15 protein-coding genes are annotated in these 17,520 nt (G+C 67.5%); all 15 read right to left on the reverse strand.

Going from position 1 to position 17,520, the window contains the following annotated elements:
* Positions 1-39 precede the first annotated feature (39 nt).
* A complete protein-coding gene (locus ACAG20_RS15240) occupies positions 40-1,092 on the reverse strand; it encodes a fatty acid desaturase (RefSeq protein WP_370493163.1) in 1,053 nt (350 codons plus the stop codon).
* 18 nt (positions 1,093-1,110) lie between these two features.
* Positions 1,111-2,184 (reverse strand): ferredoxin reductase, encoded by a 1,074-nt coding sequence (locus ACAG20_RS15245; protein WP_370493164.1) that lies wholly within the window; start codon positions 2,182-2,184, stop codon positions 1,111-1,113.
* 125 nt (positions 2,185-2,309) lie between these two features.
* Positions 2,310-3,923: an NADH-quinone oxidoreductase subunit NuoN gene (nuoN, locus tag ACAG20_RS15250; protein WP_370493165.1), complete on the reverse strand. Its 1,614-nt coding sequence runs from the start codon at positions 3,921-3,923 to the stop codon at positions 2,310-2,312.
* A gap of 2 nt (positions 3,924-3,925) precedes the next feature.
* Positions 3,926-5,485 (reverse strand): NADH-quinone oxidoreductase subunit M, encoded by a 1,560-nt coding sequence (locus ACAG20_RS15255; RefSeq protein ID WP_041318400.1) that lies wholly within the window; start codon positions 5,483-5,485, stop codon positions 3,926-3,928.
* Positions 5,486-5,487: 2 nt separating this feature from the next.
* Positions 5,488-7,425, reverse strand: a complete 1,938-nt coding sequence (gene nuoL / locus ACAG20_RS15260; RefSeq protein ID WP_370493166.1) for an NADH-quinone oxidoreductase subunit L — start codon at positions 7,423-7,425, stop codon at positions 5,488-5,490.
* A 15-nt stretch (positions 7,426-7,440) separates the two neighbouring features.
* On the reverse strand, positions 7,441-7,740 hold the full coding sequence (gene nuoK, locus ACAG20_RS15265) for an NADH-quinone oxidoreductase subunit NuoK (protein WP_065025215.1): 300 nt from the start codon (positions 7,738-7,740) through the stop codon (positions 7,441-7,443).
* Positions 7,737-8,582 carry an NADH-quinone oxidoreductase subunit J gene (locus tag ACAG20_RS15270; protein ID WP_370493167.1) on the reverse strand — a complete coding sequence of 282 codons (846 nt, stop codon included), beginning with the start codon at positions 8,580-8,582 and terminating at the stop codon, positions 7,737-7,739. The genes nuoK and ACAG20_RS15270 overlap by 4 nt, the downstream gene beginning before the upstream one ends.
* Positions 8,582-9,157: an NADH-quinone oxidoreductase subunit NuoI gene (nuoI, locus tag ACAG20_RS15275; RefSeq protein ID WP_370493168.1), complete on the reverse strand. Its 576-nt coding sequence runs from the start codon at positions 9,155-9,157 to the stop codon at positions 8,582-8,584. Before nuoI ends, ACAG20_RS15270 begins: the two co-directional genes overlap by 1 nt.
* The gene (gene nuoH / locus ACAG20_RS15280) at positions 9,144-10,364 is read right to left on the reverse strand and encodes an NADH-quinone oxidoreductase subunit NuoH (RefSeq protein ID WP_370493169.1); all 1,221 of its coding nucleotides are present in this window, start codon (positions 10,362-10,364) and stop codon (positions 9,144-9,146) included. The genes nuoI and nuoH overlap by 14 nt, the downstream gene beginning before the upstream one ends.
* Complete coding sequence (locus ACAG20_RS15285) at positions 10,361-12,772, reverse strand: NADH-quinone oxidoreductase subunit G (RefSeq protein WP_370493170.1); 2,412 nt, start codon at positions 12,770-12,772, stop codon at positions 10,361-10,363. The genes nuoH and ACAG20_RS15285 overlap by 4 nt, the downstream gene beginning before the upstream one ends.
* Positions 12,769-14,121, reverse strand: a complete 1,353-nt coding sequence (gene nuoF / locus ACAG20_RS15290; RefSeq protein ID WP_112688706.1) for an NADH-quinone oxidoreductase subunit NuoF — start codon at positions 14,119-14,121, stop codon at positions 12,769-12,771. The genes ACAG20_RS15285 and nuoF overlap by 4 nt, the downstream gene beginning before the upstream one ends.
* Positions 14,118-14,891, reverse strand: a complete 774-nt coding sequence (nuoE, locus tag ACAG20_RS15295; protein ID WP_370493281.1) for an NADH-quinone oxidoreductase subunit NuoE — start codon at positions 14,889-14,891, stop codon at positions 14,118-14,120. Before nuoE ends, nuoF begins: the two co-directional genes overlap by 4 nt.
* Before the next feature lie 56 nt (positions 14,892-14,947).
* Entirely contained in the window at positions 14,948-16,261 is a 1,314-nt protein-coding gene (gene nuoD, locus ACAG20_RS15300; protein ID WP_370493171.1) for an NADH dehydrogenase (quinone) subunit D, read from the reverse strand.
* Positions 16,261-16,962 carry an NADH-quinone oxidoreductase subunit C gene (locus ACAG20_RS15305; RefSeq protein ID WP_370493172.1) on the reverse strand — a complete coding sequence of 234 codons (702 nt, stop codon included), beginning with the start codon at positions 16,960-16,962 and terminating at the stop codon, positions 16,261-16,263. Before ACAG20_RS15305 ends, nuoD begins: the two co-directional genes overlap by 1 nt.
* Positions 16,959-17,513 (reverse strand): NADH-quinone oxidoreductase subunit B family protein, encoded by a 555-nt coding sequence (locus ACAG20_RS15310; protein WP_013829789.1) that lies wholly within the window; start codon positions 17,511-17,513, stop codon positions 16,959-16,961. The genes ACAG20_RS15305 and ACAG20_RS15310 overlap by 4 nt, the downstream gene beginning before the upstream one ends.
* Positions 17,514-17,520: the final 7 nt, after the last annotated feature.

Below are 17,520 nucleotides of genomic sequence, written 5' to 3' on the forward strand. Positions count from 1 at the left end.
CGAACCGCCGCTCGGGCCCGCTTCGATGGTGGATCGCGGCTAGGGAAACGCCAGCCGGAAGATGTTGAGCAGCACGGTGCCGAGTTGCCTGGGCAGCGAGCCGGTGTTGTACGGGATACCGTAACGCCGGCAGATCTCGCGCACTTCCGGCGCCAGCTCGGCGTAGCGGTGCGCGGGGAGGTCCGGGAACAGGTGGTGCTCGATCTGGTGCGACAAGTTGCCGGACAGGATGTGAAACAGCTTCCCGCCGTTCATGTTCGCGGTACCGAGGATCTGGCGGTAGTACCACATGCCGCGGGACTCGTCGCGGGCCTCCTCGATCGTGAAGACCCGGGCTCCGTCCGGGAAATGCCCACAGAACGTGATGGCGAAAGTCCACATGTTGCGTATCAGGTTCGCCGCCAGGTTGCCGGTCAACACGAACCGCCTCGATCGGCCGGCCAACAGCGGGAATGCGACGAAGTCCTTCAACACCTGACGGAAGACCTTGCGCACGATCACGCCCAGGGCTTCGCGTTTGTCGGTCATGGTGATCTCGTGGGGCATCCGCTCGATCTCCAGCTCGTAGCCCGCCAAACTGTATTGGAACAGCACGAAACCCAATAGCGCGTTGATCGGGTTGAGCAGTTTCAACCGATCCCAGGGCTGGTCTTTCTTCACCCGCAAAACGGCGTAACCGATGTCGCGATCCAGGCCGATGATGTTGGTGTAGGTGTGGTGCAGGTAGTTGTGGGCGTAACGCCAGTGGTCGGACGGGCAGGCACTGTCCCACTCGAAGGTGGGGCCGTGCAGCGCCGGATCACCCATCCAGTCGTACTGGCCGTGCATGACGTTGTGGCCGATCTCCCAGTTGTCGAGGATCTTCGACGCCGCGAGCATCGCGACGCCGCCGAGCCAGGCGGGTCGCCGGACGCCGGCGAACATCAGCACGCGACCGCCGACCTCCAGGGTGCGCTGTACCCGGACGATCCGGCGGATATAGTCGGCGTCCCGCTTACCGAGGTCCGCCAGCTCCCGTGTCCTGATGGCGTCGAGTTCACGGCCCAGTGCATCGGCCTGGGCAGGGGTAAGCGTCAGCTCGGGTTGCGACATGGCTGCTCCTGCGGTGCTTTACAAGGCGAGTTCTACGTCGCCGACCGGAATCGACACGCAGATCTGGATGTCCTCGTCTGCAGCGTCCGAAAGCATCCCGGTGATCCGATTCTGCACCGTGCCAACGGTTTTTCGGCAGGTGCACGTCTTGCACAGACCCATCCGGCATCCGCTCGCCGGCTGCAGACCGGCGGATTCGGCCTGCAACAACAGCGGCCGCCCGTCGTCGACCACCGTGACGTTGCTGCCGAGGAAGGTCACGCGGCCACCGGCCGGATCGGCGGCCGGCGCAAACCGCGGCGGCACGAAGTTCTCGGCGATCGCGTCGGCGCAGTGTTCTCGGACCGCCGCAACCAGCGCCGGCGGCCCGCAGACATACACCAGGTCGGGAGCCGGCATCGCCGCATTCAGGTGATCGGCCCCGAAGTGGCCTGTCAGATCGCCCGGCGCATTCGGCTCATTGGCGCGGGTGAACCCGTGCAGCACCCGCACGCCGGGCATGGCGGCAAGCTCATCGCGGTAGCAGGCCTCAGCGCAAGTGCGGGCATAGTGAACGAAGCTGATCTCGCCACCCGCGGCGACATGGCCTTCGGCCAGCAACGTGCGCAGCATCGACATCACCGGGGTGATGCCACTACCGCCGGAGATCAGCAGGATCCGCTGCGGCCGGACGGCCGGCAGCACGAAATCGCCACTGCCGCCGGTGAGCCCGACCACCAGACCCGGGCGGGCGTGATCGCGCAGGTAGCTCGAGACCAGTCCACCGTCGTGGAGGCCGACGGTCAGCTCGATGAGTCGCTGCCCCTCGGCATTGGCAGGCGAGTAACACCGAGTGTGGCGCCGCCCGTCGATGTCCACGGTGAGATTGAGGTGCTGCCCGGCTCGGAAGCCGGGAAACGCGGTGTTGGGCTGCAACGTCATGGTGACGCTGCGCGGCGTACTGCGATGCACCGCGATGACCTTCGCTCGCGCCTCGCCCGGCGACCAGGTCGGCGTTACCAGCTCGGTGTACCGGTCGATGCGGTGCGGCCAGGTCAGCACCTCGGCCAGGCTCGAGACCAGCGCACGGCGCTTGGAGACTTGTCTGGACATGGGGGAGGTCGATGCGCCTTTGACTGGAGATCAGCGGTCCATTTGCGTGGAGTATACGACGCGATGACCCACAGTCGAGCGCCAGGGCTCGCGATGCTGGTTGGTTCAGTCCTGGTTGGTGAACGTCAGAATGCGAACTGGGTAGCGGCGTTCACCAGGTCGAGTAGCGGTTGCGGGAACACGCCCAGCACCACGGTGACCGCGGCGCACAGCGCGATCGCCGTCTTACTCCACACGCTGGGCTGCACCAGTTGCGGCGGGTTGTCGGGGGAGTCGGTGAAGAACATCAGCACGATCACCCGCACATAGAAGTAGGCGGCGACACCGCTGGCGATCACACCGATCACCACCAGCGGCACGGCGCCACTCTCGGCGGCCGCGGCGAACACGGCGAACTTGCTGATGAACCCACTGGTCAACGGGATGCCCGCGAACGCCAGCAGGAACATCGAAAACAGCAGCCCCACGATGGGGTAACGCTGTCCCAATCCGGCCCAGCGGGACATGTCGAGCTCTTCTTCGCCGCCGGGCCCGCGGATCAGGTTCACGACGGCGAACGCGCCGACGGTCGAGAAGCTGTAGGCGGCCAGGTAGAACAGCGTCGAGGAGACCCCCGCCGGGGTCGCCGACAGTACCCCGGTGAGCACGAAGCCGACATGGGCGATCGAGGAGTAGGCCAGCATCCGCTTGATCTCGGTCTGGGTGATGGCCGCAATGGTGGCGACCACCATGGTCAGCACCGAGATCAGCCACAGCAGCGGGCGCCACTGGTCGTGCAGTGCCGGCAGTGCGACATAGATGATCCGCAGCATCGCCCCGAATGCGGCGACCTTGGTCGCGGCCGCCATGAACCCGGTGATGGGCGTCGGCGCGCCGACGTAGACGTCGGGGACCCAGGAGTGGAACGGCACCGCGCCGACCTTGAAGAACAGCCCCACCAACAGCAGTCCGGCGCCGATCAGCGCCAGCGGATCGTTGTTGTGGGAGAACAGCTGCTCGCCGATATCGGACAACGTCAGCGAGGCGGTGGTGCCGTAGAGCAGGGCGGCGCCGAACAAGAACAGCGCCGAGGAGAACGCGCCCAGCAGGAAGTACTTCAGCGCCGCCTCCTGCGACAGCAGCCGACGGTACCGGGCCAGCCCGCACAGCAGATACAGCGGCAGTGAGAGCACCTCGAGGGCCACGAACATCGTCACCAGATCGTTGGCCGCCGGGAACACCAGCATCCCGCCGATCGCCAGCATCGTCAGCGGGAACACCTCGGTCTGGATCATCCCGCTGCGGGCCGCCTCGAGTTCGGCGCCGCTGCCCGGCACCGCCGAGGCCTGCGGGGTGAAGGAGTCCAGGCCTGCCCGCCCGTTGGCGGCGGGGGATGCAGCGGGTGCCGTCGCGGCGCCCGGCCCCTCGGGAGCTCCCGCGCCGGTGTTGCGTTCGGCGATGAAGACGACGGCCATGATCCCGACCAGCAGCACGATGCCCTGTAGCACCAGCGTCGGCCGGTCGACGGCGATCGCGCCGAGCACCGTGATGTGGCCGTCGGCCGGCAGGTCCCGTCCCACGGCGACCAGGCTGATGAACGCTGCGGCCAAGCCGCCGATGGCGAGCAGAACCTGCATCAGATAGCGCGCCCGTCGCGCCACGAAGGCCTCGAACAGCATGCCGGTGACCGCGGTGCCGAAGACGATCAGCAGCGGCAACAACAGGTCGTACTCGATGTGGGGTGTTGGCATGCCCGACATGGTCAGTGCGCCCCCTCAGCGGTCAGCGGTGCCGGGTCGGTCTCACCGATCGTGGTCAAGGTGTGCGCGACGCCCGGATTGATGATGTCGAGCACCGGTTTCGGGTAGAAGCCCAAGAACACCAGCAACGCGATCAACGGCGCGACGACGACGAGCTCGCGGGGTACCAGATCTCGGATGCGTTCGTTACCCGCGGTGACCGGGCCGGTCATCACCCGCTGATACAGCCACAACATGTAGATCGACGACAGCACCAGCGCGGTGCTGCCGACGGCCGCCGCCAGCCAGTAGCGGTTGAAGGTGCCCACCAATACCAGGAATTCGCTGATGAAGGGGGCCAGCCCGGGCAGCGACAGGGTGGCCATCGCCGCGACCATGAAGGTACCGGCCATCACCGGGGCCACCTTCTGCACGCCGCCGTAGTCGGCGATCGCCCGGGTGCCGCCGCGCCGGGAGATCAGGAACCCGGCGATCAGGAACAGCGCCGCGGTCGACAACCCGTGGTTGAGCATGTACAGCGTCGAACCGCTCTGGCCCTGGCTGGTCATCACGAAGATCCCCAGGATGATGAAGCCGAAGTGTGAGATCGACGTGTAGGCGATCAGCCGCATGATGTCGCGCTGGCCGATCGCCACCATCGCCCCGTAGACCACCCCGATCACCGCCAGCACGATGATGGCGGGGCGGAAATACGTTGAGGCGTCGGGGAACAACTGCAGGCAGTAGCGCAGCATGCCGAAGGTCCCCACCTTGTCCATGACCGCCATCATCAGCACCGCGGTGGCCGGGGTGGATTCCACCGCGGCGTCGGGCAACCACCGGTGCAGCGGCCACAGTGGCGCCTTGACCGCGAACGCGAACATGAAGCCGGCGAACAGCAGTTTGAGCACGCCCGGATCCACCGTGGTGGTGGCGGACGAGAACAACGAGACGAGTTCGCGGAAATCGAAGGTGCCGCCCGAGGTGCCCTCCCGGGCGCTCACCATGTACACGCCGATCACCGCGGCCAGCATGATCAGGCCGCCGAACAGGTTGTACAGCAGGAACTTCAATGCCGCTTGGGAACGCTTGGCGCCGTTGCCGAAGCCGCCGATCATGAAGTACATCGGGATCAGCATCGCCTCGAAGAAGACGTAGAACAGCAGTACGTCCAGCGAGACCAGCGAGATCAGCACCATCGCCTCGACGGCCAGGGTGAGTGCGGCGAAGGCGTGCGGGCCGCGGCGACGCTTACCCTCGCCATCGTTCCAGCCGGCAAGCATCAGCAGCGGCACCAGCCCGGCGGTCAGCAACGCCAGCACCACCGCGATACCGTCGACACCGAGCGTGTAGCGCGCCCCGAAAGCCGGTATCCAGGCATGGGATTCGACGAACTGGTACGGGGCGGCGACCGGGGTGGTGTCGAACTCGACGGTGATCACCACCGCTATCGCCAGCGTCACCAGGCTCACCAGCAGGCCGGTCAGCTTCGCCAGTCGTGCCGCTCCGGCCGGCAGCACGATCACGGCGCCGGCGCCCACTAGTGGCACCAACCACAGCAGGCTCAGCCAGGGCAGGTTCATGTTCACAGTTGCACCGCCAGGACTACCGCGACGACCAGCACGGCGCCGGCCAGCATGGTCAGCGCATAGGAGCGCACGAACCCGGTCTGCAAGCGCCGCACCAGAAGCGATGCGAGCGCGACCAGCCCGGCTCCGGCGTTGACCGAACCGTCCACCACCCGGTCGTCGACGTCGACCAGGGCTTGCGCCAGTCGGTTACCCGGACGCATGAACACCTCCTCGTTGAAGGCATCGCCGTAGAGATACTGGCGGGCCGCCACCGTCAGGGGCGACACGTCGGTGGGCGCGGTGATGGGTATCGGCTTACGGCCGTACATGCGGTAGGCCACCGCCACCCCGACCAGCACGACCCCCAGCGTGATGGCGCCGGTGAGCCAGGCCGGGATGAGATGCGCCGCTTCGTGGCCGGCCGCCGCGGCCCCGGTCACCACCGGTTCCAGCCAGTGTTCGAGGCGACCGCCGATGGCCAGCGCGGCTCCGGAGAACACGGCGCCGACGGCCAGCACGATCATCGGCCAGGTCATCACCCGCGGGGACTCGTGCGGATGTTGCAGCGCCCGTTCGTGGCTCACCTCGCTCTCGTCCGCCGCCCAGCGACGCTCACCGCCGAATGTCATCAGCATCACCCGGGTCATGTAGAACGCGGTGATGCCGGCACCCAGGATGGTCACCGCGCCCAAGAGCCAGCCGCGCGTCCCGCCGGTTGCCAGCGCGGCCTCGATGATCGCGTCTTTGGACCAATAACCGGCGAACGGTGGCACCCCGATGATCGCCAGATAGCACAGGCCGAACGTCACGAACGTCACCGGCATGAAGGCACGCAGCGCGCCGTAGCGGCGCATGTCCTGTTCGTCGTTCATCCCGTGCATCACCGAGCCCGAGCCCAGGAACAGTCCGGCCTTGAAGAAACCGTGGGTGAGTAGGTGCATGATCGCGACGGCGTAGCCGGCTGGGCCGAGCCCCGCGGCCAGCACCATGTAGCCGATCTGGCTGACGGTGGAGGCGGCCAGCGCCCGCTTGATGTCGTCTTTGGCGCAGCCGATGATCGCACCGAACAGCAGCGTGATCGCACCGACCACCACGACCGCCAGCCGCGCGTCGGCGGACAGGTCGAACACCGGGCCGGACCGCACGATCAGGTACACCCCGGCGGTCACCATGGTGGCGGCGTGGATCAGCGCCGACACCGGGGTGGGGCCTTCCATCGCGTCGAACAACCAGGCCTGCAGCGGAACCTGCGCGGACTTGGCGCACGCTCCCAGCAACAGCAGCAACCCGATGGCGGTAGTCCACCCGCTGGACCCGGCCGCTTCGACCGCGCCGAACAGCCCATCGAACGACAGCGTGCCGAAGCCGGCGAACATCGCGAACATGGCCAGCGACAGCCCGATGTCGCCGACCCGGTTGGACACGAACGCCTTCTTGCCGGCCGCCGCCGCGACCGGCCGCGCGTACCAGAATCCGATCAGCAGGTAGGACGCCAGGCCGACACCTTCCCAGCCCACGTAGAGGCCCAGGTAGTTGTCGGCGACGACCAGCAGCAGCATCGCCGCGACGAACAGGTTCAGGTAGGCGAAGAACCTCCGGCGGTCGGGGTCGTCCTTCATGTAGCCGATCGAGTAGATGTGGATCAGCGCGCCCACCCCACTGATCAGCAACACGAAGCAGATCGACAGCTGATCGATCAGGATCCCGAAGTCGACCTGCAGCGCACCGACCGGCACCCAGCTGAACAGGTGGCTGTGAATCGCCCGGTCCTCGCCGCTCCGGCCCAGCATCTCGGCCAGCAGCGCCAGCCCGATCCCGAACGAACAGAGCACGGCGGCACAGGCCAGCAGGTGTCCCCAGCGGTCGGTCCGTCGCCCGCCGAGCAGCAGGATCAACGCGCCGGCCGCCGGCAGGGCCACCAGCAGCCAGCTCAGCTGGCTCAGATTCGTCATAGAGCTTCCCAACTCCTAGCCGCGCAGTAAGTTCGCGTCGTCGACCGACACGGATCGCCGGGCCCGGAAGATCGTCATGATGATGGCCAGGCCGATAACCACCTCGCAGGCGGCGACGACCATGGTGAAGAAGGCCACCATCTGGCCGTCGAGCTCCGAGTGCAGCCGGGCGAAGGTGACGAACGCCAGGTTGGCGGCGTTGAGCATCAGCTCGACGCACATGAACATCACCAACGCGTTGCGGCGCAACATCACTCCGGTGGCGCCGAGGGTGAACAGCATCGCCGACAGGTAGAGATAGTTCTCCGGGTTCACTGGCCTGACTCCTCCCCGTTGCTCGCCGGAGCCATCCGCCGCTCCGCAGCATCGTCGTCGGCGTGGACCGCGTTGCCGGTGGCGCCGACCCAGCGGTGCTGCAAGGTGTCCGACACCGACAGCTCCGAGTAGGAGCCGTCGGGCAGTCGCGCGGCGATGTCGACGGCGTTGTGGCGGGCGTAGACGCCCGGCGTCGGCAGCGGGGTGGGGCGGTTGCCGGATCGGAAGCGCAGGATGGACAGCTCCCGCTGCGTCAGCCGCGGTTGCAGCCGCTCGCGATGCGTCAACACCATGGCCGCGACCACCGCGGTGATCAGCAGCGCACTGGTGAGTTCGAAGGCCCAGAGGTAGCGGGTGAAGATCAGCGCCGCCAGCCCCTCGACGTTGCCCTGGCCCACCATGCCGGAGTCGCCCGAGCCGCCGGTGGCCGGGGCGCCGATTCCGCGCAGGTGCATCGTCGCGCCGCCGATCCCGGCGATCAGCAGCACCCCGAAACCGATCCCGGCGAGGGTCGAGGCGATCCGCTGGCCGCGCAGCGTCTCCACCAATGACTCGGCGGAGTCGACCCCGATCAGCATCATCACGAACAGGAACAGCATCATCACCGCGCCGGTGTAGACCACGATCTGCACCACGCCGAGGAACATCGCGTCCTGGACGAAGTAGAAAACGGCCAGGGAGAGCATCGTCATCGCCAGGAACAGTGCCGAATACACCGCTTTGGCGGCGGTGACGACACCGACGGCGCCGACCAGGGCCAGGGCGCCGAGGACCCAGAAGGTCACCGCCTCCCCGGTGGAGGTGCGGACGACGATGTCGGAGGCAAGCAGTGCGGCGTCCATCAGGCTTTGCCCTGCTTCTTCCGGTCCAGCATGACGAACAGGTCCGGGTTCTCATCGAGCCCATCCGGGCCGACCCTGCCCAGGTAGTAGTCCTTCTCGGTGGCGCCCGGCGGCATCGGGTGCGGCGGTGCGGTCATGCCGGGCTCCAGCGGCGCCAGCAGCTGGTGACGTTCCAAGATCAGATCGGCCCGGTTGTCCGCGGCCATCTCGTACTCGTTGGTCATGGTCAGCGCGCGCGTCGGGCAGGCTTCGATGCACAGTCCGCAGCCGATGCAGCGCAGATAGTTGATCTGGTAAACCCGGCCGTAGCGTTCGCCGGGCGAGAAGCGTTCGTCGTCGGTGTTGTCGGCGGCCTCCACGTAGATGGCATCGGCCGGACATGCCCACGCGCACAGTTCGCAGCCGATGCACTTCTCCAACCCGTCCGGATGCCGGTTGAGCTGGTGGCGGCCGTGATAGCGCCGCGCCGTCGGCTTCTTCTGCTCCGGGTAGCCGTCATTGATCGGCCGCTTGAACATCGTTCGCCAGGTGACGCCGAACCCGGCGAGCGCGTCTCTGAGCTTAGCCATTGACATCCTCCTTGACCCGCGGTGAATTTCGCTGCGGCAGCGGTGGTGTCGGAAAAGAACCTTCGGATGCGACGACCGGCGCGGGCTCGTCCGGCCCGGTGTTCACCGCGTTGAAGCGGCGGTGCAACACCGCCACCACCAGCAGCGTGGTGAGTGTGCTGATAGCGATCAGCACCGCCTCCCAGTGCTGGTAGCCCTCGTTGCCCAGGCTGCGCATCACCGCCGCGAGCAGCACCCACAGCAGCGCCACCGGGATCAGGATCTTCCAGCCCAGCGCCATGAACTGGTCGTACCGCAGCCGGGGCAGGGTGGCGCGCAGCCAGATGTACATGAAGATGAATCCCCACACCTTGGCGGTGAACCACAGCAGCGGCCACCATCCCTGGTTGGCGCCGGCCCACAGGTTCAGCGGGAACGGCGCGTGCCAGCCGCCGAAGAACAACGTGACGGCCAACGCCGAAACCGTGGTGATGTTGATGTATTCGGCCAGGAAGAACAGCGCGAACTTCAATGACGAGTACTCGGTGTGGAATCCGCCGACGAGCTCGCCCTCGGCTTCGGGCAGATCGAATGGCGCCCGGTTGGTCTCACCGACCATCGCGGTCAGATAGACCATGAACGACGGCAGCAGCAGGAACGCGAACCAGATCCCGTCCTGGGCGGCCACGATGCTCGAGGTGGACATCGTGCCGGCGTAGAGGAACACCGACGCGAACGACAAGCCCATCGCGACTTCGTAGGAGATCACCTGCGCGGTGGAGCGGATGCCGCCCAACAGCGGGTACGGCGACCCGGATGACCAGCCGGCCAGGATGATGCCGTACACCCCGATCGAGGACATCGCCAAGATGAACAACACCGCGATCGGCAGGTCTGCCAGTTGCAGATCGGTGCGATGGCCCAAGATGCTGACTTCCGGACCGAACGGGATCACCGCGAACGCGGTGATCGCCGGGACCGTCGAGATGACCGGAGCCATCACGTAGATCGCCCGGTCGACGCCGGCGGGGACGATGTCCTCCTTGAGGGCCAGCTTGATGCCGTCGGCGAGGCTCTGCAGCCAGCCCTTCGGCCCGACCCGGTTGGGGCCGGGGCGCATCTGCATGCGCGCCAGCACCTTTCGTTCGATGACGATCGCGAACAGCACTGTCAGTACCAGGAATGCGAAGACGGCCAGCACTTTGGCCAGCACCAGCCACCAGGGAATGCTCATGATCTGCGTCCAATCCGTACCACCGCGCCCGGGCCGACGCCGAGATCGCGGTGCACCGCTGAGTCAGACGAATTCATCGGCAGCCACACCACCCGGTCCGGCATCTCGGTGATGACCAGCGGCAGGGTGATTGCTCCGTGCTCGGTGCCGACCGTGATCTGATCGCCGGCCGCGACACCGATCTCGGTGGCGGTCGGCGCCGACAGCCGCGCCACCGGTTTGCGGGCGGTGCCGGCAAGGTTCGGCTCGCCGGCCTGCATCAGCCCGTTGTCGAGCAGCATGCGCCAGCTGGCCAGCACGGCCTCACCGGAGCCCGGCTGCCCGGGCCGGCCCGCCGCCACGTCGGGGGAGGCCACGCGTTCGCCGTTCCAGGCGCCCAACCGGGTCAGCTCCTCGCGCGCCGCCGCCACGGTGGGAAGCCCGAGGTCAATGCCCATCTCCTCGGCGAGCGCGTCGAGCACCCGCACGTCGGACAAGGTGCCGCGCTCATCCAGTGCGGCGCCGAACCGACGGGGCCGGCCCTCCCAGTTGAGGTAGGTGCCGGTCTTCTCGACCGCCGCGGCGATCGGCAGCACCACGTCGGCGCGTTCGGTGACCTCGCTGTGCCGCAACTCGATGCTGACCAGGAATCCGACCGCGTCCAGGGCGGCCAGCGCGGCGGCCGGGTCGGCCAGGTCACCGGGCTCGATCCCGCCGACCAGCAGCGCCCCCAGTGTCCCGTCGGCGGCAGCCGCCAGGATGGCGTCGGTGTCACGCCCGGGCCGGGACGGCAGCTCGTCGGGGCCGGCCAGCCCCCAGGCCCGTGCCACCTCGGCCCGTGCGGATGCATCGCCGAGTGGGCGTCCGCCCGGCAGCAGGCCCGCCAGGGCGCCGCTGTCGAGCGCGCCGCGCTCCCCGGCGCGCCGCGGTACCCATGCCAGTCGCGCCCCGGTCGCCTCGGCCAGCCGAACCGCGGCGGACAGCGCGCCGGGGGAGCCCGCCAGCCGCTCGCCGACCAGCACCACCGCACCGGGTTGGCGCAGCCGCTCGCTGAGCTCGGCATGGCCGGAGCCGTCGATGATGCCGTCCAGCGCAGCCGCTTCGCCGCCCGGAACGGTCGGCAGCAGGGTGCCGAACATCTTGGTCAGTGCGCGGTCGGCGAACGGCGCGATGGCGAACACGCCGGCGCCCTTCTTGCGGGCGGCCTTGCGCAGCCGCAGGAAGATGATCGGCGACTCTTCCTCGGGCTCCAGGCCGACCAGCAGCACCGTTGCAGCGGTTTCCAGGTCGGCGTAGCTCACGCCGATTCCGCTCCCGGCCACCCGCGCGGCCAGGAACGCGGCTTCCTCGGCGGACTGGGTACGCGCCCGGAAGTCGATGTCATCGCCGCGCAGCGCCACCCGGGTGAACTTGGCGTACCCATAGGCGTCCTCGGCGGTCACCCGGCCGCCCACCAGCACGCCGGTGCGTTCGCGCGCCGCGGCCAGACCCCGCGCCGCTATTGCCAGCGCATGCGGCCACGAGGTGGAGACCAGCTCGCCGCTGTCGTCGCGCACCAGCGGCGTGCTGATCCGGTCGGGCTGGACGGCGTAGGTGAACGCCCAGCGCCCCTTGTCGCAGTTCCACTCTTCGTTGACGTCCGGGTCGTCGCCGGCCATCCGGCGCATCACCTTGCCGCGCCGGTGGTCGGTGCGCTGGGCGCACCCGGACGCGCAGTGCTCGCAGACGCTGGGCGTCGACACCAGGTCGAACGGGCGGGCCCGGAACCGGTATGAGGCGCCCGTCAGCGCGCCCACCGGGCAGATCTGCACGGTGTTGCCGGAGAAGTAGGAGTCGAACGGCGTCTCGGTGTAGATGGCGACCTGCTGCAGGGCGCCGCGGTCCATCATCTCGATGAACTTGTCCCCGGCGATCTCGTCGGCGAACCGGGTGCAGCGCGCACACAGAATGCAGCGATCACGGTCCAGCAGCACCTGCGAGGAGATGTTGATCGGCTTGGGGTAGGTCCGTTTGGCCTCTTCGAAGCGGGTCTCGGTGCGGCCGTGGGCCATCGCCTGGTTCTGCAGCGGGCATTCACCGCCCTTGTCGCAGGTCGGGCAGTCCAGCGGGTGGTTGATCAGCAGCAGTTCCATCACCAGGTGCTGGGCTCGGTCGGCTTCGGCGGAGGTGTGTTGGGTGCGCACCACCATGCCCTCGGCTGCGGCCACCGCGCAGGAGGGCTGCGGCTTGCGCTGGCCCTCCACCTCGACCATGCACTGCCGGCACCAGGCGACCGGGTCCAGCAGCGGGTGATCGCAGAACCGGGGGATCTCGATCCCCAGTTGCTCGGCGGCCCGGATGATCAGGGTGCCCTTGGGCACCGTGACCTGCTGATCGTCGATGGTGAAGGTCACCGACTCCGGGTTCTCCTGACGGTCGGGCCCGGTCATGCCGCACCGCCGTCGGATCCGTTAGGCACGAACATGCTCGCTTTCGGGTCGAACGGACAGCCCCCGTCAAGGTGGGCGATGTATTCGTCACGGAAGTACTCGATCGACGACTGCACCGGCATCGCAGCGCCATCCCCCAACGCGCAGAAGGATTTTCCGAACAGCACGTCAGCGATGTCCAGCAAGGTGTCGAGGTCTTCGGGTGTGCCGCGGCCGGTCTCCAGCCGCTCGTAGATCGGCACCAGCCAATAGGTGCCCTCCCGGCAGGGCGTGCACTTACCGCAGGACTCGTGCTTGTAGAACTCCGACCAGCGCCGGGCCGCGCGCACCACGCAGGTGGTCTCATCGAAGATCTGTAACGCTTTGGTGCCCAACATCGAACCGGCCGACGCCATACCCTCGTAGTCCAGCGGGATGTCGAGATGTTGATCGGTCAGCAGCGGGGTCGACGACCCGCCGGGCGTCCAGAACTTCAGCCGGTTACCGTCGCGAATCCCGCCGGCGTACTCCAGCAGTTCGCGCAGCGTGATGCCGAGCGGAGCCTCGTACTGGCCGGGCCGATTCACGTGCCCGGACAGCGAATACAGCGTGTAACCGCGGGACTTCTCGGTGCCCATCGACCGGAACCAGTCCGCCCCGTTACGCAGAATCGACGGCACGCTGGCAATGGATTCGACGTTGTTGACCACCGTCGGGGAGGCGTACAGCCCGGCGACCGCCGGGAAGGGCGGGCGCAGCCGGGGCTGACCCCGGTAGCCCTCCAGCGAGTCGATCAGCGCGGTCTCCTCGCCGCAGATGTAGGCGCCCGCCCCGGCGTGCACGGTGATGTCGAGGTCGAAGCCGGTGCCGCCGATGTCGGTGCCCAGCAGCCCCGCCGCGTACGCCTCGGCCACCGCGTTGTGCAGTCGGCGCAGGATCGGCAGCACCTCGCCGCGCACATAGATGAAGGCGTGACGGGCGCGGATCGCGTGGCTGCAGATGATCATGCCCTCGATGAGCACGTGCGGCGTCGCCAGCAGCAGCGGGATGTCCTTGCAGGTACCGGGCTCGGATTCATCGGCGTTGACCAGCAGATAGTGCGGTTTGGCGCCCGCGCCGTCGGTGCCCTGCGGGACGAACGACCACTTGGTCCCGGTGGAGAATCCGGCACCGCCGCGGCCGCGCAGCCCGGAATCCTTGACCAGCTCGATGACATCATCGGGAGCCATGGCCAGCGCCCGCTGCATGCCCTGGTAGCCGCCGTGGCGACGATAGGTTTCCAGCGTCCAGGATTCGGGGTCGTCCCAGTAGCTGCTCAACACCGGGGTCAGCGGCGTCGCCGCGGTGGCGCGGCTCGGTGGGGAAGTCACTGTCCGCTCCCGTCGGCGTCGGTTTCCGGAGCGGCCATGCCGTGCTCGTGGGCGAAGCGCAGCCCGGCCAGTGTCGGCCCGGCCGGGCCGCCCTGGCCGTCGTCGGGACGATCGTCGGCGAATCCGGCCAGCACCCGGGCGGTTTCGCGGAAACTGGTCAGCGGCAGCCCGCGGCTGGGCCGCACCTCACCACCGGAGCGCAGCGCATCGGTCAGATCGCGCGCCGACTCCGGGGTCTGCTGGTCGAAGAACTCCCAGTTGACCATCACCACCGGGGCGCAGTCGCAGGCGGCGTTGCACTCGATGCGCTCCAGCGTGACCTTGCCGTCGGCGGTGGTCTGCGCGTCGTCGACGTCCAGATGCTCCTTGAGCGTGTCGTAGATGGCGTCGCCGCCCATCACCGCGCACAGCGTGTTGGTGCACACGCCCACCAGGTATTCGCCGGTCGGCTTGCGCCGGTACATCGAGTAGAACGAGGCGACGCCGGCGACGTCGGCGCCGGTCAACCCGAGCACGTCGGCCACGAATGACAGACCGGCCGGGGTGATGTAGGAGTCCTCGGCCTGCACCAGGTGCAGCAGCGGCAGGATCGCCGAGCGTGGCTGCGGGTAGCGACCGATGATCTCCTTGGCGTCGGCCTCCAGGCGCGCGCGCACCTCATCGGAGTAGCTGCGCGGCGCATCGGGGTGGTTGAACTGGTTCGGTTCCTCCGGTGGCCGGCCCAGCTGCAGGAACACCCGGTTGCCGTCGGTCCCGGCGGTCGGCGGCATCAGCCGGCCACGCCCGGTCTTGTTGATCACTTTTCTTTCCAGGCCGTCCGTTTCGCTCACCGGTCCACCCCGCCCATCACCGGGTCGATGCTGGCGACCGCGGCGATCACGTCGGCGATGAGTGCGCCTTCGCTCATCGCGGCGACCGCCTGCAGGTTGGTGAACGACGGGTCTCGGTAGTGCACCCGGTAGGGCCGGGTGCCGCCGTCGCTGACCATGTGCACCCCCAGCTCGCCGCGCGGCGACTCGACCGAGACGAACACCTGCCCGGGCGGCACCCACAGATCCTCGGTGACCCGCTTGAAGTGGTGGATCAGCCCCTCCATCGAGTGGCCCATGATCCAGCCGATGTGCTCGCGCGAGTTACCCTGCCCGTCCGGGCCTATCGTCAGGTCGCCCGGCCAGGCGATCTTGCGGTCTTCGATCATGACGGGATCGCCGTGCGACTTGACCAACTTCTCCACACACTGCTCGACGATTTTCAGCGACTCCTTGATCTCCGCGATGCGGATCAGGTAGCGGCCGTAGGCATCACAGCCGTCATCGGTGATCACATCGAACTCGTAGTCCTGGTAGCCGCAGTACGGCTCTTCGCGGCGGACGTCGTACGGCAGGCCGGTGGACCTCAGCACCGGGCCGGTGATGCCCAGCGCCATGCATCCGGTCAGATCCAGGTAGCCCACCCCCTTGGTGCGGGCCTTCCAGATGTAGTTATCGGTGAGCAGGTCTTCGATGTCCTTGAGCCGCTTGGGCATCAGCGTGAGAAAGTCGCGGATCTGGCCGATCGCCTCGTCAGGCAGGTCCACCGAGACTCCGCCGGGCCGGATGTACTGGTGGTTCATCCGCAGTCCGGTGATGGTCTCGAAGATGTCGAGCACCAGTTCGCGTTCCCGGAAGCCGAACAGCATCACCGACAGCGCGCCGAGTTCCATGCCGCCGGTTGCCAGCGCAACCAGATGCGAGGAGATCCGGTTGAGTTCCATCATCAGTACTCGGATCTGGCTGACACGTTGCGGGATCTCGTCGGTGACGTCGAGCAGCTTCTCTACCCCGAGGCAGTAGGCGACCTCGTTGAAGAACGGCGACAGGTAGTCCATCCGGGTCACGAAAGTGACGCCCTGGGTCCAGTAACGGCTCTCCAGGTTCTTCTCGATGCCGGTGTGCAGATAGCCGATGCCGCAACGGGCTTCGGTGACCGTCTCGCCGTCGAGTTCGAGGATCAGGCGCAGCACACCGTGCGTCGACGGATGCTGCGGGCCCATGTTGACGACGATCCGTTCGCCGGGGTCGGCGGCCCGGGCCGCTTCGACCACCTGGTCCCATTCCTGGCCGCCGACGTTCAGGACGGTCCGGGGTGTCTCGGTGCTCATCAGTTGTAGGCCCTCCGCTGGTCCGGCGGCGGTATCTGCGCGCCCTTGTACTCGACCGGGATGCCGCCCAACGGGTAGTCCTTGCGTTGCGGGTGGCCGTGCCAGTCGTCGGGCATCTCGATCCGGGTCAGCGCGGGGTGGCCGTCGAAGATGATCCCGAAGAAGTCATAGGTCTCGCGCTCGTGCCAGTCGGTGGTGGGATAGACCCCGTACAGCGACGGGATGTGCGGATCGGCATCCGGCGCAGCGACTTCCAGCCGGATCCGCCGTCCGTGGGTGATGGACCGCAGCGGGTAGATGGCGTGCAGCTCACGGTCGGTGTCGGCGGGGTAGTGCACGCCGGACACCCCGAGGCTCAGTTCGAATCGCAGGGCCGGCTCGTCGCGCAGCAACTGGGCGACCGCCGGCAACTGTGCCCGATGGACATACAACGTCAGCTCGCCGCGGTACACCACCACTTTCTCGACGGCATCGGCGAATTCGATCCCGTCGCGCTGCAGCACCGCGGTGAGGGTATCCACGACTTCGTCGAAGTAGCCGCCGTAGGGCCGCGGTGTCTCGCCCGGCAGCGCCGCCTCGCTGACCAGACCTCCGTACCCCGACGTGTCACCGGGGCCGGCCGCGCCGAACAGTCCGCGACGGACCTTGATCACATCCTCGGAGTCGGCCGGGCCGTCACCGTCGGCAGTGCCCTGGCTCACCGCAGCAACCCCCTCATCTGCCAGGTGGATGGGGCCGACAGGGCCGCCTCTTCGGTGGCAGTGATCACCTGCTCCCGGTTGGCGCCCAACGGCATATCGCGAATCTTCTCGTGCAGCTTGAGGATTGCGTACATCAGCATCTCCGGCCGCGGCGGGCAGCCGGGCAGGTAGATGTCGACCGGGACGACATGGTCCACCCCCTGCACGATCGCGTAGTTGTTGAACATCCCGCCTGAGGATGCGCACACGCCCATCGACAGCACCCATTTCGGCTCGACCATCTGGTCGTAGATCTGCCGCAGCACCGGTGCCATCTTCTGGCTGACGCGGCCGGCCACGATCATCAGATCGGCCTGTCGCGGCGACGCCCGGAACACCTCCATGCCGAACCGGGAGATGTCGTAGTCGGGCGCCATCGACGACATCATCTCGATCGCGCAACACGCCAGGCCGAAGGTGGCTGGCCACAGCGAGCCTTTGCGGAAATAACCGGCGAGGTCCTCCACGGTGGACAACAGGAGACCGCTCGGTAGTTGCTCTTCTAATCCCATCGATAAG

It is taken from the genome of Mycobacterium sp. pW045 (assembly GCF_041287085.1).
Classification (GTDB): domain Bacteria; phylum Actinomycetota; class Actinomycetes; order Mycobacteriales; family Mycobacteriaceae; genus Mycobacterium; species Mycobacterium algericum_A.